General features: G+C 64.9%; 19 protein-coding genes. 16 read left to right on the plus strand and 3 right to left on the minus strand.

The features are described from left to right. Positions 1 to 40 precede the first annotated feature (40 nt). The 8 genes from mrtJ to GJ698_RS20405 are packed head-to-tail and all read left to right on the plus strand — an operon-like array spanning position 41 to position 7,804. Positions 41 to 361: a JDVT-CTERM system glutamic-type intramembrane protease MrtJ gene (gene mrtJ / locus GJ698_RS20370; RefSeq protein ID WP_371865395.1), complete on the plus strand. Its 321-nt coding sequence runs from the start codon at positions 41 to 43 to the stop codon at positions 359 to 361. 18 nt (positions 362 to 379) lie between these two features. Beyond that, positions 380 to 2,500, plus strand: a complete 2,121-nt coding sequence (locus GJ698_RS20375; RefSeq protein WP_154359689.1) for a choice-of-anchor D domain-containing protein — start codon at positions 380 to 382, stop codon at positions 2,498 to 2,500. Then, positions 2,497 to 2,985 carry a TlpA family protein disulfide reductase gene (locus GJ698_RS20380; RefSeq protein WP_229260089.1) on the plus strand — a complete coding sequence of 163 codons (489 nt, stop codon included), beginning with the start codon at positions 2,497 to 2,499 and terminating at the stop codon, positions 2,983 to 2,985. Before GJ698_RS20375 ends, GJ698_RS20380 begins: the two co-directional genes overlap by 4 nt. Beyond that, positions 2,982 to 3,197 (plus strand): DUF4266 domain-containing protein, encoded by a 216-nt coding sequence (locus GJ698_RS20385; protein WP_154359690.1) that lies wholly within the window; start codon positions 2,982 to 2,984, stop codon positions 3,195 to 3,197. Before GJ698_RS20380 ends, GJ698_RS20385 begins: the two co-directional genes overlap by 4 nt. Positions 3,198 to 3,207: 10 nt before the next feature. Beyond that, complete coding sequence (locus GJ698_RS20390) at positions 3,208 to 4,341, plus strand: DUF3570 domain-containing protein (protein ID WP_154359691.1); 1,134 nt, start codon at positions 3,208 to 3,210, stop codon at positions 4,339 to 4,341. After that, positions 4,335 to 5,234, plus strand: coding sequence for an FAD:protein FMN transferase (locus GJ698_RS20395; RefSeq protein WP_154359692.1), 900 nt, complete (start codon positions 4,335 to 4,337; stop codon positions 5,232 to 5,234). Before GJ698_RS20390 ends, GJ698_RS20395 begins: the two co-directional genes overlap by 7 nt. Continuing rightward, positions 5,231 to 7,030 carry a protein-disulfide reductase DsbD gene (gene dsbD, locus GJ698_RS20400; protein WP_229260090.1) on the plus strand — a complete coding sequence of 600 codons (1,800 nt, stop codon included), beginning with the start codon at positions 5,231 to 5,233 and terminating at the stop codon, positions 7,028 to 7,030. Before GJ698_RS20395 ends, dsbD begins: the two co-directional genes overlap by 4 nt. A 21-nt stretch (positions 7,031 to 7,051) precedes the next feature. After that, entirely contained in the window at positions 7,052 to 7,804 is a 753-nt protein-coding gene (locus GJ698_RS20405) for a transporter (RefSeq protein ID WP_229260091.1), read from the plus strand. Here the strand turns inward: GJ698_RS20405 and GJ698_RS20410 are convergent, their stop codons facing one another. Next, the gene (locus tag GJ698_RS20410; protein ID WP_154359693.1) at positions 7,805 to 8,326 is read right to left on the minus strand and encodes an Lrp/AsnC family transcriptional regulator; all 522 of its coding nucleotides are present in this window, start codon (positions 8,324 to 8,326) and stop codon (positions 7,805 to 7,807) included. A 126-nt stretch (positions 8,327 to 8,452) separates the two neighbouring features. Here GJ698_RS20410 and hppD point away from each other — a divergent pair, with 126 nt between their 5' ends. From hppD to GJ698_RS20435, 5 genes are all read left to right on the plus strand, one after another. Next, positions 8,453 to 9,571: a 4-hydroxyphenylpyruvate dioxygenase gene (gene hppD / locus GJ698_RS20415; protein WP_154359694.1), complete on the plus strand. Its 1,119-nt coding sequence runs from the start codon at positions 8,453 to 8,455 to the stop codon at positions 9,569 to 9,571. Positions 9,572 to 9,685: 114 nt separating this feature from the next. Further along, positions 9,686 to 13,261 (plus strand): indolepyruvate ferredoxin oxidoreductase family protein, encoded by a 3,576-nt coding sequence (locus GJ698_RS20420; protein WP_154359695.1) that lies wholly within the window; start codon positions 9,686 to 9,688, stop codon positions 13,259 to 13,261. A gap of 179 nt (positions 13,262 to 13,440) precedes the next feature. After that, positions 13,441 to 15,837, plus strand: coding sequence for an FtsX-like permease family protein (locus GJ698_RS20425; RefSeq protein ID WP_154359696.1), 2,397 nt, complete (start codon positions 13,441 to 13,443; stop codon positions 15,835 to 15,837). 41 nt (positions 15,838 to 15,878) lie between these two features. Next, entirely contained in the window at positions 15,879 to 17,963 is a 2,085-nt protein-coding gene (locus tag GJ698_RS20430) for a prolyl oligopeptidase family serine peptidase (protein WP_154359697.1), read from the plus strand. A 117-nt stretch (positions 17,964 to 18,080) separates the two neighbouring features. Continuing rightward, the gene (locus GJ698_RS20435) at positions 18,081 to 20,780 is read left to right on the plus strand and encodes a TonB-dependent receptor plug domain-containing protein (protein ID WP_154359698.1); all 2,700 of its coding nucleotides are present in this window, start codon (positions 18,081 to 18,083) and stop codon (positions 20,778 to 20,780) included. 104 nt (positions 20,781 to 20,884) lie between these two features. On the opposite strand, the gene GJ698_RS20440 is transcribed toward GJ698_RS20435, so the two are convergent. Next, entirely contained in the window at positions 20,885 to 22,093 is a 1,209-nt protein-coding gene (locus GJ698_RS20440; protein ID WP_154359699.1) for an MFS transporter, read from the minus strand. A gap of 102 nt (positions 22,094 to 22,195) precedes the next feature. Between GJ698_RS20440 and GJ698_RS20445 the strand changes: the two genes are divergently transcribed. The 3 genes from GJ698_RS20445 to GJ698_RS20455 all read left to right on the plus strand — a co-directional run bounded on the left by GJ698_RS20445 (position 22,196) and on the right by GJ698_RS20455 (position 26,550). Next, positions 22,196 to 23,107, plus strand: coding sequence for a LysR family transcriptional regulator (locus GJ698_RS20445; protein WP_154359700.1), 912 nt, complete (start codon positions 22,196 to 22,198; stop codon positions 23,105 to 23,107). Positions 23,108 to 23,149: 42 nt separating this feature from the next. Continuing rightward, positions 23,150 to 24,700 carry a S41 family peptidase gene (locus GJ698_RS20450; RefSeq protein ID WP_229260092.1) on the plus strand — a complete coding sequence of 517 codons (1,551 nt, stop codon included), beginning with the start codon at positions 23,150 to 23,152 and terminating at the stop codon, positions 24,698 to 24,700. An 80-nt stretch (positions 24,701 to 24,780) separates the two neighbouring features. After that, positions 24,781 to 26,550, plus strand: coding sequence for a M14 family metallopeptidase (locus GJ698_RS20455; RefSeq protein WP_154359701.1), 1,770 nt, complete (start codon positions 24,781 to 24,783; stop codon positions 26,548 to 26,550). Between the two features lie 32 nt (positions 26,551 to 26,582). On the opposite strand, the gene GJ698_RS20460 is transcribed toward GJ698_RS20455, so the two are convergent. Further along, positions 26,583 to 26,918 carry a hypothetical protein gene (locus tag GJ698_RS20460; protein WP_154359702.1) on the minus strand — a complete coding sequence of 112 codons (336 nt, stop codon included), beginning with the start codon at positions 26,916 to 26,918 and terminating at the stop codon, positions 26,583 to 26,585. Between the last annotated feature and the right edge of the window lies 1 nt (position 26,919).

A 26,919-nucleotide genomic window follows, 5' to 3' on the forward strand; every position in this document is an offset into this window, starting at 1 on the left:
CACGGCCAGACTAGATGTGCAAGCAAAGGTTCTACATTCCGTGTGGTCGATCCCTGAGTTCTATGGACGGCAGCTCCTGCTGCTGCTCGTGCTGTCCCCCGTGCTGGAGGAGGTGGTGGTGCGCGCGGGTTTGCAGGAGTGGCTGATGCGGCGCGCACCGCAGGCGGTGGCGCCGCCGGTGCTGGTGTCGGCGGCGACCTTCGGCCTGCTGCACCTGCGCTCCGGCTGGCCGCATTCGCTGGCGGTGACCGTGCCGGGGCTGGCGCTGGCGCTGCTGTACCAGCGCACCCGCAGCTGGCGCTGGTGCGCCGTCGCCCATAGTGCCATGAACGCCCTTGCCATCTCAGTCTGCGGTCTATAACTTCAACTGGAGAGTGGCATGAATCGATTGATAGCGCGGGTGGCGTCGGCCATCCTGCTGTTTGGCCTGGCATGGCAAGGGGCGCATGCGGCGGACGCCTTGAACGGCAAGAGCCTGTACCTGAATGGGCCGGTGAGCGGCGGCGCAAGCTGCGCTTCCTGTCACGGCCCAACGCCGGCCAATAACGTCAACGGCATCCTGGCAGCGGCCAACCAGCCGTCGGTCATCTCCAACGCCTTCGCCGCCAACCTGGGCGGCATGGGCAGTCTGTTCAACGGCAAGTTCTCGGCGGCGGAAATCGCCGACCTGGCAGCCTTCATCGGCAATCCGGGCGTGACGGCGGCGCCGGTGGCATCGCTGGCGCCAACGACGCTGACGTTCAGCGGCGCCAACATCGGCCAGGTCAGCGCGCCGCTGTCGGCCACGCTGACCAACACCGGCAACGCCACGCTGAACATCGGCGCCATCTCCATCGGCGGTGCGGCGGTGGCGGACTTCGCGCTGGGCAGCGGCAGCTGCGCCAACGGCGCTTCCATCGCGGCCGGCGCCAACTGCACCGTGCAGGCGACCTTCAAGCCAACGGCGGCCGGCGCGCGTGTGGCCACGCTGACCATCACGCACAACGCCACCGGCGGCAGCAGCGCCGTGACGCTGAACGGCACCGGCAACGCCACGCCGCAGGCGACCATCGCCTTGTCGGCGGCCAGCGTCGATTTCGGCAAGCTGCTGACCGGTACGGCGTCGGCGGTATCGACCATCACCGTGACCAACAGCGGCCAGGCGGCGCTCAACTTCACCGCCATCACGCTGGGCGGCGCCAATGCCAGCATCATCACGCGCGGCGGTAGCTGCGCTGTCGGCACTGCGGTGGCGGCGGGCGGCAGCTGCACGGTAACCCTGCAAGCCACGCCAACCAGCGCCGGCGCCATTGCCGCCAGCCTGACTTTTGCATCGAACGCCTCCAACGGCGGAGGCGCGGCCACCGTCAACCTGACCGGCACCGCTGCGGCGCCGGCGCCAGCGCTGAGCGCGACGCCTTCCGCAGTGGCCTTCGGTTCGCAGACCATCGGTGCGGCCGCCGTATCGCAGGCGGTCACGCTGGCCAATACCGGCAACGTGGTGCTGAACATCGCCAGCGTCGGCGTGAGCGGTTCGCCTGCTGTCACCCTGAGCAACAGTAACTGCGGTTCGACGCTGGCCGTCGGCGCCAATTGCGTCGCCACGGTGAGCTTTGCACCGACGGTGGAAGGCGCCGTCACCGCCACGCTGGCGGTGGCATCGAATGCACCGGCGCTGCAAGTGGGCATCAGCGGCGCCGGCACCACGCAAGCGACAGCCAAGCCGGTGCTGTCGGAAACCGGTCCGGTAGTCTTCGCGGACACCCAGGTCGGCAGCAGCGCCGCCGAACACACGACGACGCTGGGCAACACCGGCAACGCCGCGCTGAAGATCTCGACGCTGACGCTAGGCGGCAGCCAGCCGGGCGACTTCGTTGTCGGCGGCACCTGCGCGGCCGGCGCTTCGGTCAGCTCCGGCGCCAGCTGCACCATCACCACCGCCTTCAAACCGACGGCGCCCGGCGCCCGCAGCGCGGACCTGATGCTGGTGACCGACAGCGGCGCCCAGTTCCACCTGACGCTGAACGGCAATGGCGTGGCCGTGGTGGTCACCGCACCGTCGCTGACGATCAGTCCACAGAGCTTCGACTACGGTTCGGTGACCATCGGCGCTGCCGCCGCCACCCGCCGTTTCACGCTGACCAACAGCGGCGCCGCGGCGGTAACGCTGTCGGCTGCCACCTTCAGCGGTCCGTTCGCCGTGGTCGCGGACAGCACCGGCTGCGCCGCCTTCCCGGTGACCCTGCAAGCCGGCGCATCGTGCGATCTGGTGATCGGCTATGCACCAACCAATGCAGGCGCCAGCAACGGCACCGCAACCATCCAGGCCGGCGCCGGCGCAAGCTGGAATATCGCGCTGAGCGGCCAGGGCGTTACCGCGATGCCCAACGCATCGCCCTCCAACCACGGCGGCGGCGGCTGCTCGGCCTCGCAGGACGTGACCGATCCTACGCTGGCCGCGCTGCTGGTGCTGTCGCTGTTCGTCATCGTATGGCGTCGTCGCAAAGGAGACATGAAATGAAATGGAAGATGCTGATGCTTGCCGCCACGCTGGCGGCATCCTCTGCCCAGGCGCTGGAGAAAGGCGCTCCGGCGCCGCAGTTCGACCTGCCGGGCGTGGACGGCGCAATCAAACTGGCCAAGCTGCAGGGGAAAGTGGTGTACGTCGACTTCTGGGCCTCGTGGTGCGGTCCGTGCCGCCAGTCCTTCCCGTGGATGAACGAGATGCAGGCCAAGTATGGCGCCAAGGGCCTGCAGATCGTCGGCGTCAATGTCGACGCCAAGAGCGATGACGCGCGCCAGTTCCTGACCGCGACGCCGGCGCGCTTCGCCATCGCCTTCGATCCGCAGGGGGCGACGCCGCGCAACTACGGCATCAAGGGCATGCCGAGCAGCGTGCTGATTGGGCCGGACGGCAAGGTCCTGCTGGAGCACTCCGGCTTCCGCGAGGCCGATCGCGCCGAGCTGGAAAGCAAAATCCAGTCCGCGCTGGGAGCCGTCAAATGAAGGCCGCACTGGCTGTGATGCTGATGGCGGCACTGAGCGGCTGCGCCTCGCTCGGCAATGTGCAGCCGTGGGAGAAGGGCACGCTCGCGCGCAGCGAGATGACCTTCAAGGACGGCACGTTGTTCAACCGCTACGACGACCATATCTACACCAGCCGCGAAGCCTCGTCCGGCGGCGCCGGCGTGGGCGGCGGCGGTTGCGGCTGCAATTGAAAGCGACGTTATGACGATCAATAAAGAGAGCGGCGTCGCCGCAGCATCCATCCTGACGGCGGCGCTGATGCTGCCGGGCTTGCAGGCGCACGCCGAAGCGCCGCCGACCAATGGCGTCATCAGCGTCGGCTACCTGGATTACCGCGACAGCCAGCCGGGTTTCGACCGCATCAACGTGCATGCGCCATCGATTTCCATCATGGCGCCGGTGGCGGGCGTGTGGAGCGTCAGCGGTTCGCTGGTGAAGGATGATGTCTCCGGCGCTTCGCCGCGCTATCACACGGCGGTCTCGGGCGCGTCGCGCATGAGCGATGACCGCAAGGCCGGCGATGCGTCGCTGACCCGTTACCTGGAACGCGGCAGCGTGACGGTGGGGGCGGCGTATTCGACCGAGCACGATTATGTGTCGCGCGCGCTGTCGCTGCAGGGCACGTATGAAAGCGAGGACCGCAACACCACGTGGAGTGCGGGCATCGGCCACTCCGACGACCGCATCGATCCGGTGAACCACATCGTGGTCAATGAGCGCAAGCGCAGCACCAACTTCCTGCTCGGCGTGACGCAGGTGCTGACGGTGAACGACGTGGCGCAGCTGACGCTGGGCTACGACAACGGCAGCGGCTATTTTTCCGATCCGTACAAGTCGTTCGACAACCGGCCGCGCAGCCGTTCGGAAGCCACGCTGCTGGCGCGCTGGAACCACCATATCGCGGCCACCGGCGGCACCAGCCGGCTGTCGTATCGCTACTACCACGACAGCTTCGGCGTGCGCGGTCACACGCTGGGCGGCGAGTATGTGCAGCCGTTGTCCGACGGCTGGAGCGTGACGCCGGAAGTGCGGCTGTACACGCAGAGTGCGGCCAGCTTCTACTACGACCCGGTGTACGACAGCCGCTTGGGCGCGCCGTTCCCGCCGGGGTACAACGGCACCGGTTATATGTCGGCGGACCAGCGACTGTCCGGTTTTGGCGCGGTGACGCTGGGCCTCAAGGTCAGCAAGCAGATCGACAAACTGTGGTCGGTGGACGCCAAGGTCTCCGCCTACCAGCAGCGCGGCAGCTGGCGCCTGTTCCATGACGGCAGTCCGGGGCTGGATACCTTCCGTGCGCAGACGCTGCAGATCGCCATCAACCGCCAATGGTAGACGCCATCCACCGCTTGCCGTTCGACGCCATGGGCAGCCGTTGCGAGATACGGCTGGCGGCGGCGGACGTCGATAGCGCGCAACGCCTGATGCAGCGGGCGGTGGCGGAGGTACGGCGCATCGAGCATAAATATTCGCGCTATCGGCCGGACAGCATCGTTTCGCGGATCAACGCGGCGGCTGGCGGTAGGGCGGTGGCGATCGATCACGAGACGGCCGGCTTGTTCAGCTACGCCAACGCGCTGTTCGGCGCCAGCGATGGCCTGTTCGACATCACCTCCGGCGTGCTGCGGCGAGCCTGGGATTTTCGCCAGCCGCGCGTGCCGTCGGCGGCGGTGCTGGCGCCTTTGCTGGCGCTGGTGGGCTGGCGGCAGGTGCTGTTCAGCAAGGGCGAAGCGTATCTGTCGACGGCTGGCATGGAGATCGATTTCGGCGGCTTCGGCAAGGAGTATGCGGCCGACCGCGCGGCGACGCTGCTGGCCGATGCCGGCGTGCGCCACGGTTACGTGAACCTGGGCGGCGACATGCGTTTCATCGGGCCGCGCATGGATGGCCGGCCGTGGCAGATCGGCATTCAGGATCCGCGCGATGCGCAGAGCGTGCTGGCCACGATACCCATCAGCGAAGGCGCGCTGGCCACCAGCGGCGACTACGAGCGCTTCTTCGAACTCGATGGGCAGCGCTATTGCCACATTCTCGATCCGCGCGATGGCATGCCGGTGCGCTACTGGCGTTCGGTGAGCGTGCTGGCGCCGGTGGCGATTGCAGCCGGCAGTTGTTCGACTATCGCGATGCTCAAGCAGCGCGACGGGCTGGATTTTTTAAATACGTCCGACATGGCTTATCTGGCGGTCGATGACGAAGGACAGATGTTGTATAGGGATCTGACATGAACATGCACAAATGGTTGAAGGCCTTGCTGGCGATGGTGATGTTGTTCTGCGCCTGGGCGCGGGCGGGAGATTTTCTGGAGCCTGAGCAGGCGTTCCAGTTGCAGGGCGAGCTGGTGGACGCGCATACGGTGCGCCTGACCTGGGTGATCGCGCCGGAATACCACTTGTATCGCGATCGCCTGAGCTTCAACGGCGGCGTTGGTGCGCCGACGCTGCCGGCCGGGCTCCGCAAGTTCGACGCCAACTTTAACAAGGAGATGGAAACCTACCAGAACAAGCTGGTGGTGGACCTGCCGGTGACGGCCGCCGCGCCGTTCACGCTGCAGGTGGGCTACCAGGGCTGTGCGGATGCGGGCTTGTGCTACTCGCCGGCGTCGCAGAGCTATCGCGTTGATCCGGCCGTGCCGGGCAAGCTGACGCCAGCCGCACCGGCCGCCGCGCCAGCCGTGCCAGTCGCGCAGCCGAGTGCCGCCGCACCGGCCGCCGCGCCGGAAGACGACAGCTCGCTGGCCCAGCGCACGCTGCAAAGCGGCAGCGCGTGGCGCATCGGCCTGGCCTTCCTGGCCTTCGGCCTGCTGCTGTCGTTCACGCCGTGCGTGCTGCCGATGGTGCCTATCCTGTCCTCGATCATCGTCGGCGAAGGCGCCGTGTCGCGCGGCCGTGGCTTCACGCTGGCGCTGGCGTATTCGCTCGGCATGGCGCTGGTCTACACCTCGCTGGGCGTGGCTGCCGGCCTGGCTGGCGAAGGCCTGGCCGGCGCGCTGCAAAAGCCGTGGGTGTTGCTGACCTTCGGTGCGCTGCTGGTCGGCCTGGCCCTGTCGATGTTCGATGTCTATCAATTGCAGCTGCCGAGCGGCCTGCAAAGCCGCCTGAGTGAAACCAGCAGCGGCATGAGCGGCGGCCGTTTCGCCGGCGTGTTCGTGATGGGCGCCTTGTCGGCGCTGATCGTCGGCCCGTGCGTGGCGGGACCGCTGGCCGGCGCGCTGCTCTACATCAGCCAGACACGCAACGTCTGGACCGGCGGCTGGGCCTTGTTCTCGATGGCGGCCGGTATGAGCGTGCCGCTGCTGCTGACCGGCGTATCGGCCGGCAGCCTGCTGCCGCGCGCCGGCGCCTGGATGAACGGCGTGAAGAAAGTCTTCGGCCTGCTGCTGATCGCGGTGGCCATCTGGATGGTGTCGCCGGTGTTCCCGGTCACGGTGGACATGGCGTTGTGGGGCATCTTCGCCTTGTTGTGCGCCGTCTTCCTGCACGTGTTCGAGCCGCTGCAAAAGGGCGCAGAGCTGCGCGCCTACGTCGGCAAGACGCTGGGCCTGGCCTTCCTGCTGGCCGGCCTGTTCGAATTGACCGGCGCCGCCAGCGCCGGCCGCGATGTGTTGCAGCCGCTGGGGCACCTGAGCATCGCCCGCACCGACAAGCCGGCGGCGGGGGACGGTGGCGACGTCCGCTTCAGCCGCATCAAGACGGCGGCCGAACTGGATCGGGTACTGGCCGCCAGCAGCACGCCGGTGATGCTGGACTTCTATGCCGACTGGTGCGTGTCCTGCAAGGAGATGGAGCGTTTCACTTTCTCGAAGCCGGAAGTGGCGGGCAAGCTGAAACAGGTGAAACTGATCCAGGTCGACGTCACCGCCAACAACGCCGACGACAAGGAGCTGATGAAGCGTTTCGGCCTGTTCGGCCCACCGGGCATCATCCTGTTCAAGGCCGGCAAGGAAATTCCGGACAGCCGCGTGATCGGCTTCCTGGCCGCGGAACCGTTCGTGCAGCATCTGGCGCGGCATATCGATTCCTGAATCGCAGGTAGAATACGCGGTATGAAACCGCTCGTATTCCTCATGCTGTGCGCCGCTGCGGCGCCTCTTTACGCCCAGGACGACGCTGTCCTGCCTTACCGTCCATCGGTTTCCAGCCCGGCGCAATTGCCGGTGCCGGGACAGCTGGAATTCGAGACCGGCTTCCTGAACACCAGGTCCAGCGACAGCCGGCGCGGCAGCCTGCCGTACACCTTCAAGCTGGCGTTCAATGAGCAGTGGGGCGTGCTGGTGGGCGGCGAAGGCTACGTCTCGGAACATGACGACGGCAGCCCGCGCCAGCGCGGCATCGGCGACACCACCTTCGTGCTGAAACGCGCCTTCCTGATTGACGACGCCACCGCGCTGGGCCTGGAGCTGGGCGCCAAGGCGCCGACGGCGAAGGACACCATCGGCAGCGGCAAGAGCGATTACAGCATCAACGGTATTCTCAGCCGCGACTTCGGCGACATCCACATGGACGCCAACCTGAACGCGACCAGGCTGGGGGCCTACGATGCCGGCACCGGACGCACGCAGACCGGCTGGTCGGCGTCGTTCTCCGTGCCGGTGGCGGAAAAATGGAGCGCGACCGGCGAGCTGTCCGGCACCCACCGCGAGAACACGCAGAACACCGCGCAGCTGCTGGTGGCCGCCGCCTACAGCCCGAACAAGCGGCTGGTGTTCGACTTCGGCGTGGCGCACGGCATGACGTCGGCCTCGCAGGACTGGTCGCTGTTCGGCGGCGTCACGCTGCCGCTGGCCAAGCTCTGGTGATCAGACCAGCGGCAGCGCCGTGGTGTCCTTGATGCGCTGAAGCGCGAACGAGGACTTCACGTCCAGCACCGCCGGGTGGCGCAGCAGCGTCGCCATCATGAAGCGCGAGAAGTGGTCCATGTCTTCCACGTGCACGCGCAGCAGATAATCCATCTCGCCGGTCATCGCGTAGCAGGCCACCACTTCCGGCCACTGCGCCACCGATTCGGCGAAGTCGGCGCGCGGCGACGGCGGCGCGTTGACGGCGCCCAGCGCGCGGGCATTGCTGTGCGCCGCCGCGTCGCTGTGCTTTTCCAGCCGCACGTTCACATACGCCAGCAGGCCGAGGCCGATCTTGTCCGGGTCCAGCAGCGCCACGTACTGGCGGATCACGCCGGCTTCTTCCAGCCGCTTGATGCGGCGCAGGCAGGGCGAGGGCGACAGCGCCACCAGCTCGGCCACGTCCTGGTTCGACAGGCGGCCGTCGGATTGCAATATGGACAGAATCTTACGGTCGGTTTTGTCCAGCGCGATTTTGGTCATAAATACCTCATAAATTAGGAATTAAGGCAATATTATTGCTCAAACTCGCGGGTCGTGGGAACTGTTTGCAATTTAATGCCGTGAAAGCGGATCTATACTGTGCGCTATTCGAATAAGGAGACACGCATGCAATTCCAGCCATGGGACAACCCGATGGGCACCGACGGTTTTGAGTTCGTCGAGTACGCCGCACCCGATCCGAAAGCCCTCGGCGCGCTGTTCGAGAGCATGGGCTTCACCGCCATCGCCCGCCACCGCCACAAGGACGTCACCCTGTACCGCCAGGGCGAGATCAACTTCATCATCAACGCCGAGAAGGATTCGTTTGCCCAGCGCTTCGCGCGCCAGCACGGCCCGTCCGTGTGCGCGATCGGCATCCGCGTGCAGGATGCGGCGTTTGCCTACAAGTCCATGCTGGAAAAGGGCGCCTGGGGCTTCGACAACAAGACCGGTCCGATGGAGCTGAACATCCCGGCCATCAAGGGCGTGGGCGATTCGCTGATCTACCTGGTCGACCGCTGGCGCGGCAAGAACGCCGACGCCAAGGGCGCCATCGGCGACATCAGCATCTATGACGTGGACTTCGTCGCCATCCCCGGCGCGCAGGCCAATCCGGTCGGCCATGGCCTGACCTATATCGACCACCTGACCAACAACGTCCATCGCGGCCGCATGAAGGAATGGGCCGACTTCTACGAGAAGATGTTCAACTTCCGCGAGGTGCGCTACTTCGACATCGAGGGCAAGCTGACCGGCCTGAAGTCGAAAGCCATGACTTCGCCGTGCGGCAAGGTGCGCATTCCGATCAACGAATCGTCGGACGACAAATCGCAGATCGCCGAGTACCTGGACGAGTACCACGGCGAAGGCATCCAGCACATCGCACTGGGCAGCGACGATATCTACACGTCGATCGAAGGCATGAAGAAGGCCGGCATCGCCTTCCAGGACACCATCGAGACCTATTACGAACTGGTGAACCGCCGCCTGCCGAACCACGGCGAGCGCCTGGAAGACCTGCGCCGCCTGCGCATCCTGATCGACGGCCAGAGCAACGACACCGAGCGCGAACTGCTGCTGCAGATCTTCACGCAGAACGTGATCGGCCCGATCTTCTTCGAGATCATCCAGCGCAAGGGCGACCAGGGCTTCGGCGAAGGCAACTTCCGCGCGCTGTTCGAATCGATTGAGCTGGATCAGATCAAGCGCGGTGTCCTGCAGGATCCGGGCAAGGCCACCGCATAAGGTGTAGAGTAAGACCAAAGCCGGTAGCAAAGCACCTAGACGGAGCACCGGCGTGAACGCGGCAGAGCCTACCCGGCGCTGCCGCGCAGATTCGAGAATATTGGAGACAAGACAATGAATGCACCTCAAAAGGGTTTGCAGCTGGAGCCGGCCGACATTACGCTGGACGATAAATGGACCCTGGAGCGTGGCCGCGCCTTCATGACCGGCACGCAGGCGCTGATCCGCCTGCCGATGATGCAGCGCGAGCGCGATCTGAAGGCTGGCCTGAACACCGCCGGCTACATCACCGGCTATCGCGGTTCGCCGGTCACCAGCGTCGACATGACGGCGGTGAAGGCCAAGAAATACCTCGACGCGCACCACGTCAAATTCCATCCCGGGATGAACGAAGACCTCGCGGCCACCGCCGTCTGGGGCACGCAGCAGACCAATCTTTTCAAGGACGCCAAATACGACGGCGTCTTCTCCATGTGGTACGGCAAAGGCCCCGGCGTCGACCGCTGCGGAGACGTGTTCAAGCACGCCAACAACGCCGGCTCCGCCAAGCACGGCGGCGTGCTGGTACTGGCCGGCGACGACCACGCGGCCAAGTCCTCGTCCACCGCGCACCAGTCGGACCACATCCTGAACGCCTGCGGCATTCCGGTGCTGTATCCATCGTCGGTGCAGGAGTACATCGACTACGGCCTGCACGCATGGGCGATGAGCCGCTACACCGGCCTGTGGGTGTCGATGAAGTGCGTGACCGACATCATCGAATCCGGCGCCGTGGTGGACTTCGATCCGGACCGCGTGCAGATCCAGCTGCCGACCGACTTCGAGCTGCCTGAAGGCGGTTTGAATATCCGCTGGCCGGACACGGTGCTGGACATGGAAGTCCGCATGAACAGCTACAAGTGGTACGCCGCGCTGGCCTACTGCCGCGCGAATAAGCTGAACAAGATCATCTGGGATTCGCCGAAGCCGAAGATCGGCATCATCACCGCCGGCAAATCCTACCTGGACACGCGCCAGGCGCTGGCCGACCTGGGCATCGACGAGCAGGCCGCCGCCGACATCGGCATCCGCCTGTACAAGATCGGCATGACCTGGCCGCTGGAAGCGGACGGCGTGCACGAATTCGCCAAGGGCCTCGATGAAATCCTGGTGGTGGAAGAGAAGCGCCAGATCCTCGAATACGCGCTGAAGGAAGAGCTGTACAACCTGCCGGACGGCGAACGTCCGCGCGTGGTCGGCAAGTTCGACGACACCGGCGAGTGGAGCAACAAGGGCAAGACCGGCCACGGCGACTGGCTGCTGCCGGCCACCTATGAACTGAATCCGGCGCAGATCGCGCGCGCCATCGCCTCGCGCATCGCGCACTATTGCGACGGTCATCCGGTGGCCAAGCGCGTGCAGGAACGCGTGGCCTACCTGGAAGCGAAAGAGCTGGCGCTGAAAACGCTGCCGACCAAGTCCAACCCGCAGACCGACCGCACGCCCTACTTCTGCTCCGGCTGCCCGCACAATTCCTCGACCAAGGTGCCGGAAGGGTCGCGCGCGCTGGCCGGCATCGGCTGCCACTACATGGTGCTGTGGATGGACCGCGAGACCTCGACCTTCACCCACATGGGCGCGGAAGGCGTGACGTGGGTGGGGCAGGCGCCGTTCACCAACGAGAAGCACGTGTTCACCAACCTGGGCGACGGCACCTACTTCCATTCGGGGATACTGGCGATCCGCGCGGCGGTCGCGGCCAAGGTCAACATCACCTACAAGATCCTGTTCAACGACGCGGTCGCGATGACCGGCGGCCAGCAGTTCGACGGCCCGCTCGACCCAGGCATGATCTCGCGCCAGATCGCGGCCGAAGGCGTGACGCCGATTATCGTCGTCACCGACGAGCCGGAAAAATACCCATCGGATTACAACTGGGCGCCAGGCGTCACCGTGCGCCATCGCAGCGAGTTGATGGATGTGCAGCGCGAGCTGCGCGACAAGCCGGGCGTGTCGGCCATGATCTACGACCAGACCTGCGCGTCCGAAAAACGCCGCCGCCGGAAACGCAACGAATACCCTGATCCAGCCAAGCGCGCCGTCATCAACGAAGCGGTGTGCGAAGGTTGCGGCGACTGCTCGGTGCAGTCCAACTGCCTGTCGGTGGAGCCGCTGGAGACGGACCTGGGCCGCAAGCGCCAGATCAATCAATCGTCGTGCAACAAGGACTTCTCCTGCACCACCGGTTTCTGTCCGAGCTTTGTGACGGTGGAAGGCGGCGCGCTGAAGAAACCGAAGAAAGCCGCTGTCGAAGGTGGGGCCAATGCGGGCCCGCAGGCCGTGCTGCCGATGCCGGCGCTGCCATCGACCGCGACGCCGTTCGGCATCCTGATCACCGGCATCGGCGGCACCGGCGTGGTGACGGTCGGCCAGATCCTGGCCATGGCGGCCCACGTCGAAAACAAGGGCGCCATCGTGCTGGACATGAGCGGCCTGGCGCAGAAGGGCGGCCCGGTGATGTCGCACGTGCGCCTGGCGGACAAGCAAAGCGATCTGCACTCGACCCGCGTCGGCACCGGCAGCGCCGATCTGGTGATCGGCTGCGACCTGATCGTCACCGCTTCGCGCGACGCCCTGTCGCGCATGGGCGAAGGCCGCACCCATGCGATGATCAACTCGACCGGTTCGTCGACCGCCGCTTTCGTCAAGAATCCGGACTGGCAGTTCCCGGATGCCGGCTCGCGCGGTGAAATCATCCGCGCCTGCGGCAACGACAATGTGGACTTCGTCGACGCCGGCCAGATCGCCACCGCATTGATGGGCGACTCCATCGCCACCAATATGTTCATGCTGGGCTACGCGTTCCAGAAAGGCTTTGTACCGCTGAGCGAAGCGTCGCTGATCAAGGCGATTGAGCTGAACGGCGTGTCGGTGGCCTTCAACAAGGCCGCCTTCAACTGGGGCCGCACCGCCGCGCACGACCTGGCGTCGGTGACCAGGCTGACCACGCCGGCCAAGGTGATCGAATTCAAACGCATCCAGACGCTGGACGACATCGTCGCCAAGCGCGTGGAGCTGCTGACCGCGTACCAGGATGCGAATTATGCGAAACAGTATAAATCGTTTGTCGATCAGGTTCGCGCGGAAGAGGCCAAGCTGGGCAAGAGCACCCGCCTGACCGAAGCCGTGGCGCGCTACTACTACAAGCTGATGGCCTACAAGGATGAATACGAAGTCGCCCGCCTGTACACCGACGGCGCCTTCCAGCAGAAAGTCGCCGGCATGTTCGACGGCGACATCAAGCTGAAATTCCACCTGGCGCCGCCGCTGATGGCCAAGCACGACGCCCAGGGGCACCTGATCAAGAAGGAATTCGGTCCGTGGATGATGAAGGCGTTTGGCGTGCTGGCCAAGTTCAAGGGCCTGCGCGGCACGGCGCTGGATATCTTCGGCTACACGGCGGAACGCAAGTCTGAGCGCGCGCTGATCGGCGAGTACCGCGACACCGTCACCGGCCTGCTGTCCAAACTGACGGAGGAGAACCTGGCGCAGGCCGTGGCCATCGCCAGCATTCCGGAAGATATCCGCGGCTACGGCCACGTGAAGGAACGCCACCTGCTGGCCGCCAAGAAGAAGGAAGCGGCGCTGCTGGCGGCCTTCGGCAAGCCGGCGTCCAAGCTGGAAACGCCCGAAGCCACGCACGCGGCGTAAGCCATTACACTTTATTCAACGGCCCTTCGGGGTCGTTTTTTTTTATCTGTTCATTTTTGAACAGTGCTAGTGTTCGGATATGGTCGTTGTGCCGCTCAAACCTTGCAAACGAGTAGTTTAGGCGCATGGCATGGCTTTTGCAGTATGGCCGGCATGGACTTTAACATTAGCTGAACACTATGACTTTGCGCGATTTTCGTATTGGCTGGCGCTTGCTGCTGCAACACCCTGCATATTCCCTGGTCGTCACCGGCGGGCTGTCGATTGGTTTTGCCGCCTGCTTTCTGTTGTTCGGATTCGTTGAATTCTGCCTGAACTACAACAGTGCCGTGCCGCACAACGACCGTGTGGTCATGGCCAAGCAGCGCATCAATATCTTTCCGCGTCCCGAATGGCAGGCGATGGCTTTCCTGCCGTTGCGCGACGTCGCGCTGGCGAGCGGTATGGTGGAGGAGGCGAGCATCGCCAAGCCGATCGAAACGCCGCTGCGCGTCGGCGCCGAACTGCATACCTTGAATGTGCAGGCGGTCGATCCGGAGTTCCGCACCATGTTCGCAGTGCGCACGCTGGACGGCGATTTGCAGGCGGCGCTGACGCAGGCGGACGGCGTTGCGCTGACGGTCACCGGCGCGCGCAAGCTGTTCGGCGATGGCGCCGTGCTGGGACGGGCCATCGATATCGGCGGCACCGCGTTGCAGGTGCGCGCGCTGCTGCGCGATCCACCGGCGAACAGCACGCAACTGTATGAGGCGCTGGTCGGGTCGAACAGCAGCGCCTGGAGCGATCGCGCCAAGGTCATGGACCAGTGGGTGAGCGGTGGCTTGTACCTGAAGCTGCGGCCCGGCGCATCGATGCCGGCGCTGAACGCGCTGCTGCAGCAGGCCAGCGACAATTCGCCGATCAGCCAGCAGATGGGCTCCATCATCGCCGGCACGCGCAATGGCGCCAAAGTCACCGACATCAGCCTGCTGCCGCTGCGCGACGCCTATTTCGATGAAGATCTGGCCGCCAGCCGCGCCGGCGACCAGTACGGCCAGCGCAGCAGCGTTTACAGCCTGCTGGCGGGCGGATTGCTGATCCTGCTGCTGGCCACCATCAACTACGTCAACCTGGCCACGGTGCGTACCTTGCGCCGCCAGCGCGAAATCGGCATCCGCAAGCTGCTTGGCGTCGGCGCCTGGCGCCTGACCAGACAGTTTCTCAGCGAGGCGGTGCTGACCGCCGTGCTGGCGGCCGGCGCCGGCCTGTTGCTGGCGTGGCTGCTGCTGCCGGTGTTCTCCGATCTGGTCAATCGTCCGCTGGGCGGCATGTTCACCCTGCGCGCATGCGTGCTGGCGCTGGTGTTCAGTGTGCTGGTCGGCGTGTGCGCCGGCGCGTATCCGGCCTGGCTGGCGCATCATGCGCTGCCCGGACCTGCGCTGGCGGGACGCGGCAATAGCGAAACGGTGGGCGGCCTGTGGGTGCGGCGTGTGCTCACCGTCCTGCAGTTCGCCAGCGCGATGGCGCTCAGTGCGACGGCGATGGCGGTCGGCTGGCAAACCTGGTTCGCCACCCATGCCTCTCCCGGCTTTGATCCGGATCATCTGCTGGTGCTGGCGTTGTCGTCCTATGGGCAGAGCAACCCGCTCAACACCGCATTCGTGGAACAGCTGCGGCGCGTGCCACAGGTGGAAGGCGTTGCCACCATCTCCGAAGCGGTGGGCCGCGACGTGAGTAAGAGCATCAACCGCATCCGCGGCGGGAACGGCACCGACGTGCCGATGGAATCGAAGTACGTCAGCGCGAACTGGTTCGCGCTGCACGGGCTGCACGCGGAGTTTGGCGAAGCGTTCGATCCACGGCGCGATGGCGATGGCAGCGAGGAGCAGGAAGTCAAGAAAGCCATGGTGAACGCCGCCGGCGCGCTGGCGCTGGGCTATGCGACGCCGCAGGAAGCCGTCGGCCACATGCTCAAGTCGGACTACCGCATCATCGGCATCGCGCCGGATGTGCGCTTCCAGGGCGTGCGTAATCCATCGCGCGCTGTCATTTATTTCGTCCGCCCGGCATCGGTGCTGACCATTCGCACCCGCTTGGGACTGGACGCGGCGTACGACGCCATCGGTCCGCTGTGGCGCAGCCACTTCCCGAACGACATCATGGAGTTGAAGACGCAGGAGTCGGTGCTGGCGGAACGCTACGTTGGTGATGCACGCCTGATCCGCATCCTCACCGCCACCAGCGCCATCGCCGTGGCGCTGGCGGGTTTCGGCATCTATGTGCTGTCGGCCTATAGCGTGCAGCGGCGCCGGCGCGAGATCGTCATGCGCAAGCTGCATGGCGCCGGACGGTCCGACATCGCGCTGATGATGGCGCGCGAATTCTCCGTGCTGGTCTGCACCGGCGCGCTGCTTGGCCTGCCGCTGGCATGGCTGGCGATACAGCGTTACCTGGCCAGTTACGTCGAACATGCGCCGCTGGTTGCATGGACCCTGGCCGCGGCGCTGGGCATGGCCCTGCTGGTGGCGTTGCTGGCCACCGCGCGCCATACGCTGACGGCGTTGCGCATGTCGCCGGCGCTGGCGCTGCGCGATTAATTTTTCAGTCTGTTTCAGTTGGCTCATTCGGAGTAAATCACATGCACCTGTATCAAAGAATCGCCAGCGCGGCGCTGCTTGCGCTCGCGCTGCTGGGGGGCGCTCGCGCCCAGGAAAACGATCCCTATCTGTGGCTGGAGGATGTCCACGGCGACAAGCCGATGGAATGGGTCGGCGCGCAGAACGCCGCCGCCATGAAGACGCTGCAGGCCGCGCCTGAATACCTCGACATCCGCAACAGCGTGCGCACCATGCTGAATTCCAGCGCGCGCCTGCCGGACGTGGCCATGCACGGCGGCTTCCTGTACAACTTCTGGATCGACGCGCAGCATCAGCGCGGCGTGTGGCGGCGCACGACGATGGCGCAGTACCGTTTGCCGGAACCGGCATGGGAAACCATGATCGATCTCGATCAACTGGCCGCCGAGGAAAACGAGAAGTGGGTCTGGCATGACGTCCAGTGCCTGTATCCGAAGGCGGAGCGCTGCCTGGTGCTGCTGTCGCGCGGCGGCGGCGACGCCATCGTCGCGCGCGAGTTCGACACCGTGACGCGCCGCTTCGTCAAGGACGGCTTCAATCTGCCGGAAGCAAAGAGCGAGCTGGCATGGGTGGACCGCGACACGGTGCTGGTCGCCACCGATTTCGGCGCCGGCTCGACCACGGCGTCCGGCTATGCGCGCATCGTCAAGGAGTGGAAGCGCGGCACGCCGCTGACCGCCGCCCGCACGCTGTTTGAAGGGAAGGCGGACGACATGCGCGTCGCGGCCGAGAAAAACTTCACGCCGGGCCATGCCTACCAGTTCATCACGCGCACCATCAACTACTACAGCACCGAAGTGTTCCTGCGCGACGGCGACAAGCTGGCGAAGGTGCCGGTGCCGGACGACGCCCAGATCTACACGCTGGGCGGGCAGTTGATCGTCCAGCTCAACGCCGAGTGGAATGTCGGCGGCAAGCATTATCCGCAAGGCGCGCTGCTGGCGACGGACCTGCGCCGCTTCATGGGCGGCGAGCGCCGCTTCGCCGTGCTGTTTACGCCTACGCCAACCAGTTCGCTGGACGGCGTCAGCGTCACGCATGGCGCGCTGGTGTTGAATATCCTGGATAACGTGCGCAACCGGCTGGTGGAAGTGCGCAGCGTGCGCGGACAATGGCGGCAGCGCAGCGTCGACGCGCCGGCCTTCGGCCAGTTGAACGTGGCCGCGCTGGACCCGGTGGCGTCCGACGATTACATCCTGAAGGTGACCGATTTCCTGCATCCCACCACCACCTATCTGGGCCGCGTCGGCAGCGACCAGCGCAGCGTGCTCAAATCCATGCCGGCCTTCTTCGACGCCGCGCCGTACACGGTGCAGCAGTTCCACGCCGTGTCGAAGGATGGCACGCGGGTGCCGTACTTCGTGGTGATGGACAAGCGCGCGCCGCTTGATGGCGGCAATCCCACGCTGCTGAACGCCTACGGCGGCTTCCAGCTGCCGATGAAGCCTTACTATCTCGGCCCGATGGGCGACGCCTGGCTCAAACACGGCGGCGTGTATGTGCTGGCGAATATCCGCGGCGGCGGCGAGTTCGGCCCGGCGTGGCACCAGGCGGCGGTCAAGCAGAACCGCCAGCGCGCCTTCGACGACTTCCTGGCCGTGGCCGAGGATCTTGTCCAGCGCAAGATCACCAGCCCGCGCCACCTGGGCATTTCCGGCCGCAGCAACGGCGGCCTGCTGGTCGGCGCCGCCTTCACCCAGCGTCCGGATCTGTTCAACGCCGTGGTGTGCGGCGCCCCGCTGCTGGACATGCGCCGTTTCAGCAAGCTGCTGGCCGGCGCCTCATGGATCGCGGAATACGGCGATCCGGACGATCCTGAGCAGTGGGCCTACATCGGCAAATATTCGCCTTATCAGAATGTACAGAAGGGCGTGCGCTATCCGCGCGTGCTGTTCACCACCTCGACCAGCGACGACCGCGTCCACCCCGGCCATGCGCGCAAGATGGCGGCCCGGATGGAGGAACAGGGCCACGAGGTGCTGTATTGGGAAAATACCGAGGGAGGGCATTCCGCCGCAGCGTCCATCGCCCAAGAGGTGGAGTGGTGGGCGGTAACCTACAGTTTCCTGCTGAATCAGCTCAAATAATGCTTGTCATGAAATAACTTTATTCAGATTATCGTATAAGCATGTAAGAAAACATTCGTTCAGTAATAGTTCGAGGATTGATAAGGTGTCGACCTTTTCATTGCTGGACTATTTACAATGCAAACAAAATGTAACCCGCTGGCCGCAGGCGCTATCGCGCTGGTGGCCGGCCTTGCCGGCCATACCGTGGCTCAGGCTCAGGGACAGGATTCGGCGGCGGCCACCACGCCGCCGGCGGTTGTCATCACCGGTTCGCGCATTCCGCGCGCCGGCACCGAAGGACCGTCGGCGGTCACTGTCATCACCGCCGCCGACATCGAGAAGCAGGGCTACCGCAATGTCTTCGACGCGCTGAGCAACCAGACGCAGAACAGCGGCTTCACCCAGGGCGCCGACTACGGCAATACCTTCACGCCGTCGGCCAACGCCATCAGCCTGCGTGGCCTGGGCCCGAATCACACGCTGGTGCTGCTGAACGGCCGCCGCATGGCGGACTTCCCGACCGCCTATGACGGCACGGTCAACTTCACCAACCTGGCGAATATCCCGTCCAGCGTGGTGGACCGCATCGAGATCCTGAGCGGCGGCGCTTCCGCCGTCTACGGCTCGGACGCGATCGCCGGCGTGGTCAACATCATTCTGAAGAAGCAGTTCGACGGCTATGACGTCAACGTCAAGGCCGGCGGCACCTCGCGCGGCGGCGCCGGCGACAAGCGCGTGCAGTTCACCGGCGGCCAGAGCTTCGACAAGCTGAATACCCTGTTCAGCGTGGAGCTGCTGGAACGCGATCCGCTGTGGAGCGCCGACCGCGATTTCATGGCCAGCAAAACCGGCGTGGCGCCGACTGCGGTCCTGTCGCGCAAGAACGTCAGCACCGGCAAGTACGTCGACCTGGGCGACACCTGCGCGTCCATCGGCGATCTGTTCGGCGGCAGCACCGTCAACTACGCCAGCAAGACCGGCAGCTACTGCGCCAGCCCGAAAGTCGGCCCAACCTACTGGACCACGCAGACCAAGAACAGCAGTCAGAACGTGTTCGGCAGCGCCAACTACGAGCTGTCGCTGACCACCACGCTGTACGCGGAAGCGCTGTTCGGCCAGAACCGCAGCACGCAGAACACGCGCGGCCCGACCTGGACTTCGCGCTCGCTGAGCGACAGCTATTTCTGGAACCAGAACACCAACGCCTACGAGGCGTGGACCCGCTACATCTCGCCGGAAGAAATGGGCGGCGTGGAGCGCTACAACCGCAGCTGGGACGATCAGGCCAGCTCATTGTCGTTCGGCGTCAAGGGCGCCTTCACCGGCACCACCTGGACCTATGAAGCCGGCTACACCGCTTCGCTGTACAAGAGCCAGGACCATCGTCCGCGCGCGCTGGCGAACATCGACAGCTTCTTCCTCGGTCCGCAGCTGGGCGTGAATGCCGACGGCGTGGCGATTTACGCGCCCGATCCTGCGCGCCTGACCAGGCGTCTGACGCCGGCGGAATTCGACAGCATCACCGGCACTTCGGTCAGCGACGACAAGTCGTGGACCAACACCCTGAGCCTGACCGCCAACGGCGAGGTATTCAACCTGCCGGCCGGTCCGGTCAAGGTGGCGACGGTGGCGGAGCTGGGCAAGCAGGGCTTTTCCAACGTGCCGGATGCGCGCATCAACCAGGGCTACTTCAACGTCGCCACCGGTTCCGATGTGACGGCCGGCACCCGCAAGCGCTATGCGCTGGGCGCGGAAGCCAGCATCCCGGTGATCAAGTCGGTGGACGCCACGCTGGCCGGCCGCTACGACCGCTACAACTTCGCCGGCCGCAACGACGGCAAGTTCACCTATAACGGCGGCATCGAATGGCGTCCGGCGCAGCAGTTGCTGGTGCGCGCCAACTACGCCACCAGTTTCCGCGCGCCGGACATGAACTACATCTACAAGGCGCGCGGCACCGGTTACTACTCGTCCACCACCGATTACTACCGCTGCGCCAAGGCCGGCCAGGCGGTGGCCGACTGCGAGTTCGCCAACGTCTCGCCGGGCGCCGACTATGTGCAGACCGGCAGCAAGGACCTGCGTTCGGAGAAGGGCCGTTCGACCGGCCTGGGTTTCGTGTGGTCGCCAAGCGCGGACTTCGATGTGTCGGTGGACTACTGGAACATCAAGATCAGCGATCTGGTCACCAACCTGGACGCCGACACGCTGCTGCGTGACGAAGCGGCCTGCCGCCTCGCCGGCGACCTGAGTTCGCCGACCTGCGCCGACGCCATTTCGCGCATCGTCCGCTTCCCGGACAATGCGCTGAACCGTCCGGGCGAGATCAAGCAGATCCTGGTCAATCCGATCAACGCCGCATCGACCAGCGTGGACGGCATCGACGTCGCCGCCAAGTATGTGCTGCGCCTCAAGGACTACGGCAGCATCATCACCAAGGCCAACTACTCGAAGACGCTGAACAAGCATTCGCGCCAGTTCGCCGGCGATCCGCTGAAGGACGACCTGGAAGACCTGACCAACTACGACTGGCGCGACAAGCTCAATGCCAGCGTCACCTGGAACAAGGGCGACTGGTCCAATACGCTGTTCTTCCAGCGCTACGGCAAGGCCCCCAACGCCGCCGGCGACGCCTTCCTGACGCCGACGACGCTGGTGAATGCCAGCGTGGTGTATCGCTTGAATGCACGCGCCACCTTGTCGGTGGCGGTGAATAACCTGTTCAACCAGGTCAAGGCGGACAACAGCGCGGGCTGGCCTTACTACCCGGTGGGTAATTACAGCCCGGTCGGCCGTCAAGGCTGGGTAGAGCTGAACTACCACTTCGGCGGTTAGGAGATCGGCTCAAAAAGACCGCAGCTTCGTTGCGGCTCCTCGCCGTGCGTTCGCACTGTCTTCGTCGCCGCGCCTCGCTGCGATCATTTTGAGCCAATCTCCAATTACACGGCCGTCTTACTCTGCTGGCTGGCGTGGCCGATGTATTCGGTCACCCAGTACAGCAGGGCGATGCCGTTGAAGGCGGCGCCGGTCATCAGCGCGGCGCTCCAGCCGTGGGTGGCGAACATCCAGCCGCCCAGCGCCGAACCCAGGGCGCCACCGGCGAAGAACAGCGCGAAGTACACGCCATTCAGGCGGCTGCGCACTTCCGCACCCAGCGAGAAGATGGCGCGCTGGCCCAGCACCAGGTTGGCCGCCACACCCATATCCAGCACGATCGAGGCGATCACCAGCACCGCCAGCGCCACGTTGCGCGAGCCTGGAATCACCAGCGGCAGCGCAAAACCAATCACACCCAGCAGCAGCGCCGCGGCGGTCGCCATCAGCGTGTGGCCCTTGTCAGCCAGCTTGCCGGCGATCGGCGAGGCAATCGCACCAGCCATGCCGACCAGCGCAAAGATCGCGATGCCGGTCTGCGACAGGTGGAACTGCGGACCCGACAGCATCAGCGGCGCCACCGTCCAGAACAGGCTGAACGAACCGAACAGGCCGGCGTGATAGGCGGCGCGGCGGCGCAGCACCGGCGTGTTCAGGAACAGATGCCACAACGAACCCAGCAGCTTAGGATAGGTGATGGTGGCGACCGGCGCACGCACCGGCAGTTTGGCGCGCAGCACAAAGGCCACGATCAGCACCATGACGGCGGCACCGCCGAAGACCACGTGCCAGCTGGTGGCGTCGGCGATCAGGCTGGCGGCAGGACGCGACAGCATAATCCCCAGCAGCAGGCCGCTGACCACTTTGCCGACCGTGACGCCGCGCGTCGATTCTTTCGACATATGGGCGGCGAACGGCACGATGATCTGCGCCGCCACCGAACCCAGGCCGATGCCCAGCGCGGCGGTCAGGAACATCCAGGCGCTGCTGCTGATCGCGGCCAGCACCAGCATCGCCGAGGTGAACAGCAGGCCGGTGAAGATCAGGCGACGGTTTTCCAGCAGGTCGCCCAGCGGCACGATGAACAGCAGGCCGATACAGTAGCCGATCTGCGTCAGGGTGACGATCAGGCCGGCCGCTTCCGGCGACAGGCCGGTCGAGGCGCTGATCGGACCGACCAGGGTTTGTGCGTAATAGAGGCTGGCAACGATCAGGCCGGTGGCGGTGGCCAGCAGCGAGACCATGCCGGGGCTGATATCTTGTTCTTTGTTCATGATGTAACTCCAGTGGGAGATTTCGATGAGTCAATTTTAGGCAAAACCCGGACAAAGATAATTAGGGCATAATAGCTCCACACTTTTCACAAAATGTGAACAATGGACAGACTCAAAGCCATGCAGACGTTTGTGCGCATCGTCGAGGCCAATAGTTACACCAAGGCCGCCGAGACCATGGACCTGCCGCGCGCCGCGCTCACCGCCACCATCAAGAAGCTGGAAGCCTTCCTCGGCACGCAGTTGCTGCAGCGGACCACGCGCCGCCTGTCGCTGACGCCGGACGGCGCCGACTACTTCCGCAAGTGCCTGGAAATCCTGCAGGCGGTGGAGGATGCCGAGAGCACCTACCGCGGCCAGGGCGCCCGTCCTCCGCGCGGCAAGCTGCGGGTCGAGCTGCCCGGCACCTTTGGCCGGAATGTGGTGGTGCCGCATATCGCGACTTTCTGCGAGCGCTATCCGGACATCGACCTGGTGGTCAGCCTGAGCGACCGCGTGCGCGACCTGATCGAAGAGGGCGCGGACTGCGCGCTGCGCATCGGCGCCCTGCAGGATTCGGCGATGATCGGGCGGCAGCTGGGCAGCATGGGCTTCGTCACCTGCGCCGCGCCGGCTTATTTACAGCGGCATGGCGTGCCGCAGGCGTGGACCGACTTGCCCGAGCACCGCTGCGTGTCGCATTTTTCCGGCCGCACCGGCCGTCCGTTCGACTGGGACTTTGTGGTCGACGGCAGCGTGGTGACCACCGAGGTGCGCAGCGCCATCGCGGTCAACGATGCCGAGGCCAGCGTCAGCTGCGTATTGCAGGGCATGGGCCTGGCGCAGGTGGCGCGCTACCAGGTGCGGGCGCACCTGGCCAGCGGCGCGCTGGTCGAGGTGCTGGCCGCCACGCCGCCGACGCCGATGCCGGTGTCGCTGCTGTATCCGCAGGGCCGCATGTCGTCGCCGCGCCTGCGCGTGTTTGCCGAATGGGTGGCGGCGCTGGTGCGCCAGGACGCCGATTTGCAGACTTGATAAGGTTTATAATCGGCAAACTCTGGTCCAACTGATTTGCCGATGAAACTGAAGCTGCTCTCCCTGTGTGTTTTCGTACCGATGTTGCTGGCCTCCTGCGGTGGGGATTCCTCCGCACCTGCGATCACGCCGCCACCGACGGCGCCAACCGAACCGCCAGTCACGCCACCTGTGACGCCGCCGGAAATCCCGCCGCCGGTCACGCCGCCCGTCACACCATCCAAGCCGGACTGGTTCACCCTGTACGGCCACTGCGAACATCCGCGTACCGGCCCGCAGCCGAATGGCATGCCGTATTTTGATTTACAGGGAACACTCGACGATGAATTGCGCTGGATGCGCTCTTACATCGACGACAGCTACCTCTGGTACAACGAGGTGCCGGCGAATCTGAACATGGCCGATTACAAAACGCCGCTCGAATACTTTGCGGTGCTGAAGACGCCTGCCATTACCGCCTCCGGCCGGCCGAAAGACCGCTTCCACTTCAGTTATCCAAGCGAAGTCTGGTATGCGATGAGCAACCAGGGCATAGAACTGAGCTATGGCCTGACGTGGTCGCGCACCGCCACCGGCGTGCTGCCGCGCATCTGGCAGGTGGCGCTGGTGGAGCCGGGTTCGTCGGCCGATGCCGCCGGCCTGCGCCGCGGCGACCAGCTGCAGTCGGTCGATGGCGTCGACATGCAGGCCAATACCACCGAAGACCTGGCAGTGATCAACGCCGGCCTGTCGCCGAAGGCGGCCGGCGAGGTGCACAAGTTCGTCTTGACGCGGAACGGCGCATCGTTGCCGGTGTCGCTGACTTCGGCCAACCTGGCGCTGATGCCGGTGCAGGGCACACGGGTGCTGCAAACGACCAGCGGCACTGTCGGCTATCTGCAATTCCATGACCACAACGCGGTGGCGGAGAGCCAACTGGCGGACGCCTTCACACAGTTGAAGAAGGCCGGCGTATCGGACCTGATCCTGGACATGCGCTATAACGGCGGCGGCTATGTGCGCCTGGCTGCGGAACTGGGCTACATGATCGCCGGACCGGAAGCCTCGCGCGACAAGATATTCGAGCATCTGCATTACAACGACAAGCAAAAGCCGGTGGAGCCACAGCTGTTTTCCTCCACCGCGTACGGATTTGTACCGGCCCAGCTGAAAAACGGCGTGGCGCTGCCCTATCTGGGCCTGAAGCGCGTGACGATATTGACCACCGCCGGCACCTGCTCCGCCAGCGAATCGGTGATCAATGGCTTGCGCGGCATCGATGTCGAGGTGACGCTGATCGGCGGCGACACCTGCGGCAAGCCGTATGCCTTCACGCCGGCGCCCAATTGCGGCACCACGTATTTTGCGATCGAAACGCAGGGCACCAACAACAAGGGCTTCGGCGACTATGCCGACGGCTTCCAGCCCACCTGCAAAGTGGCCGACGATCTGACGCACGAACTGGGTGATGCCAGCGAAGGCCTGCTGGCGACGGCGTTGAGCTACCGAGCGAACGGGGTGTGCCCGGCAGCGCCGCTGCGCAACCGCACGCTGTCCGGTGCATTGGAGGTACTGCGGCCCGAAGGCAAGCAGATTGCAATACGTGTTCGCTAGGGTACAAAGCGGACTATAATTTCCAGCGTATCCGATGCCGGCGCAGGCATCGGTCGATCAACCCTAGCTGGAATCCTCTCATGATTCGTTCCGCCATACTGCTTGCCTTTGCCGCTACCTCTACCCTTGCCGCCGCTGCTCCAGCCAGCGCGCCGCTGACCACCGTCTCCGAACGCTCCGGCTTCCAGAGCACCGGCCGCTACGACGAAGTGATTGCGCTGTGCGCGCAGTTTCAGAAGGCGTATCCGAAGCAGGTGCGCTGCTTTGAATTCGGCCGCACGCCGGAAGGCCGGCCGATGCTGGCGCTGGCCGTCACCCGCACCGGCGCGCTGACCGCCGAGCAGGCGAAGAAGAAGGGCGTACCGGTCATGCTGATCCAGGGCGGCATCCACGCCGGCGAAATCGACGGCAAGGACGCCGGCTTCCTGGCGCTGCGCGAAGCGCTGGAAAACAAGGTGGCGCCGGGCGCGCTGGACAAGCAGGTGCTGCTGTTCGTCCCGGTGTTCAACGTCGACGGCCATGAGCGCTTCGGCAAGAACAACCGCCCGAACCAGCGCGGTCCGGTGGAAATGGGCTGGCGCGTCACGGCGCAGAACTACAACCTGAATCGCGACTACGTGAAAGCCGATGCGCCGGAAATGCAGGCCATGCTGGCGCTGGTGAACGCCTGGGATCCGCTGGCCTATGTCGACCTGCACGTGACCGACGGCGCCAAGTTCCAGCCCGACGTGTCGATCCAGGTCGAGCCGGTGCACGGCGGCGACGAGGCGCTGAAAGTGGCCGGCGCCGCGCTGCAGAACAATGTGATGGCGGACCTGAAGTCGCAGGGCTCCGATCCGAAGCCATACTACATCTCGTTCGACAAGGAAGACGATCCGGCATCCGGCTTTGTCGACAGCATGTCGACGCCGCGCTTCTCCACCGGTTACTTCCCGATGCGTAACCGCTTCGCCATGCTGGTGGAAACCCACTCGTGGAAGGACTATCCGACCCGCGTGCGCATCACCCACAACACCATTGTCTCGCTGCTGTCGCAGGTGGCGCAGCACGGCCAGGAGTGGCAGAAGCTGGTCAAGGAAGCCGATGCGCGCGCGCTGACGCTGGGCGGCGGCGAGTTCCCGCTCAGCTATCGCACCACCTTCAACAGCAAGATGATCCAGTTCCCCGGCTACGTCTACACGCGCGAGCACTCGGAAGTGTCGGGCGGCCTGTGGACGCGCTACGACGAAAACAAGCCGCAGATGTGGACCGTGCCGCTGCGCGACGAAGTGGTGCCCGACCTGAAGGTCACGGCGCCGCTGGGCGGCTACATCGTGCCGCTGTCGCAGGCCGCGTGGGTAGCCGCCAAGCTGAAACAGCACGGCATCGAGTTCAAGGTGATCAAGGACGACCAGATGTCGGCCGAGGTGGAGACCTTCCGCGCCACCAAGACCACCTTCGGCAAGGCCTCGTTTGAAGGCCACCAGTCGCTGGCGGTGGAAGGCGACTGGGCGCGCGAGCGCCGTCCGGTGAGCAAGGGCGCGCTGTTCGTGCCGATCGCGCAGCCGAAGGCGCGCCTGGTGATGACCATGCTGGAGCCGCGCGGCGCCGACGGCCTGTTGGCCTGGGGCGAGTTCAATAACTTCTTCGAGCGCAAGGAGTACATGGAGTCATATGTGGCGGAGGAGGTGGCGCGCGATCAGCTGGAAGCCGATCCGGCGCTGCGCGAGGCGTTCCAGAAGAAGCTGGACACCGACGCGGAGTTCAACAAGAGCCCGGCCAAGCGGCTGGAGTTCTTCGCCAAGCGCCATGGATCGTGGGATGAGCGCTACAACCTGTATCCGGTGCTGCGCACGGCGCAGAAGTACTAAGAAAAACGGGCCTCATTGCGAGGCCCGTTTTTTTACAGGGTCGGCGTGCCGCCCTGGCTTTCCGCAGTTTGCTGCTGCAACTGCTGCTTGATCATGTCGGCGATCTTGGCCGTGACGGCGGCCTGCTGTTCCGGCGTCATGGCGTCGAACTGCTCCTTGGTGATGCCCAGCTTTTTCATCATCGCCTGCGCCATGCGTTCGGCCGGCGACATCTTGACGTACTTCTCCAGTTCCGCCGCCGCATCCGACTGCTTGACTTCGGCGTGCTTGAGCAGCGCGCCGAAATCGCCGCCGCTGCCGTTCTTCTTCGGCGAGAGATTCGCCAGCATCGCATCGCTCAGTGCCTTGGTCTCGATCTTCAAACTCATG

Origin of the sequence: Duganella aquatilis (assembly GCF_009674565.1) — a bacterium.
Lineage (GTDB): Bacteria > Pseudomonadota > Gammaproteobacteria > Burkholderiales > Burkholderiaceae_D > Rugamonas > Rugamonas aquatilis.

Excerpts from the sequence above, each read along its gene's own strand:
- GJ698_RS20375 (WP_154359689.1), top strand. The coding sequence starts at position 380 with ATGAATCGATTGATAGCGCGGGTGGCGTCGGCCATCCTGCTGTTTGGC.
- GJ698_RS20380 (WP_229260089.1), top strand. The coding sequence starts at position 2,497 with ATGAAATGGAAGATGCTGATGCTTGCCGCCACGCTGGCGGCATCCTCT.
- GJ698_RS20385 (WP_154359690.1), top strand. The coding sequence starts at position 2,982 with ATGAAGGCCGCACTGGCTGTGATGCTGATGGCGGCACTGAGCGGCTGC.
- GJ698_RS20390 (WP_154359691.1), top strand. The coding sequence starts at position 3,208 with ATGACGATCAATAAAGAGAGCGGCGTCGCCGCAGCATCCATCCTGACG.
- GJ698_RS20395 (WP_154359692.1), top strand. The coding sequence starts at position 4,335 with ATGGTAGACGCCATCCACCGCTTGCCGTTCGACGCCATGGGCAGCCGT.
- dsbD (WP_229260090.1), top strand. The coding sequence starts at position 5,231 with ATGAACATGCACAAATGGTTGAAGGCCTTGCTGGCGATGGTGATGTTG.
- GJ698_RS20405 (WP_229260091.1), top strand. The coding sequence starts at position 7,052 with ATGAAACCGCTCGTATTCCTCATGCTGTGCGCCGCTGCGGCGCCTCTT.
- GJ698_RS20410 (WP_154359693.1), bottom strand. The coding sequence starts at position 8,326 with ATGACCAAAATCGCGCTGGACAAAACCGACCGTAAGATTCTGTCCATA.
- hppD (WP_154359694.1), top strand. The coding sequence starts at position 8,453 with ATGCAATTCCAGCCATGGGACAACCCGATGGGCACCGACGGTTTTGAG.
- GJ698_RS20420 (WP_154359695.1), top strand. The coding sequence starts at position 9,686 with ATGAATGCACCTCAAAAGGGTTTGCAGCTGGAGCCGGCCGACATTACG.
- GJ698_RS20425 (WP_154359696.1), top strand. The coding sequence starts at position 13,441 with ATGACTTTGCGCGATTTTCGTATTGGCTGGCGCTTGCTGCTGCAACAC.
- GJ698_RS20430 (WP_154359697.1), top strand. The coding sequence starts at position 15,879 with ATGCACCTGTATCAAAGAATCGCCAGCGCGGCGCTGCTTGCGCTCGCG.
- GJ698_RS20435 (WP_154359698.1), top strand. The coding sequence starts at position 18,081 with ATGCAAACAAAATGTAACCCGCTGGCCGCAGGCGCTATCGCGCTGGTG.
- GJ698_RS20440 (WP_154359699.1), bottom strand. The coding sequence starts at position 22,093 with ATGAACAAAGAACAAGATATCAGCCCCGGCATGGTCTCGCTGCTGGCC.
- GJ698_RS20445 (WP_154359700.1), top strand. The coding sequence starts at position 22,196 with ATGGACAGACTCAAAGCCATGCAGACGTTTGTGCGCATCGTCGAGGCC.
- GJ698_RS20450 (WP_229260092.1), top strand. The coding sequence starts at position 23,150 with ATGAAACTGAAGCTGCTCTCCCTGTGTGTTTTCGTACCGATGTTGCTG.
- GJ698_RS20455 (WP_154359701.1), top strand. The coding sequence starts at position 24,781 with ATGATTCGTTCCGCCATACTGCTTGCCTTTGCCGCTACCTCTACCCTT.
- GJ698_RS20460 (WP_154359702.1), bottom strand. The coding sequence starts at position 26,918 with ATGAGTTTGAAGATCGAGACCAAGGCACTGAGCGATGCGATGCTGGCG.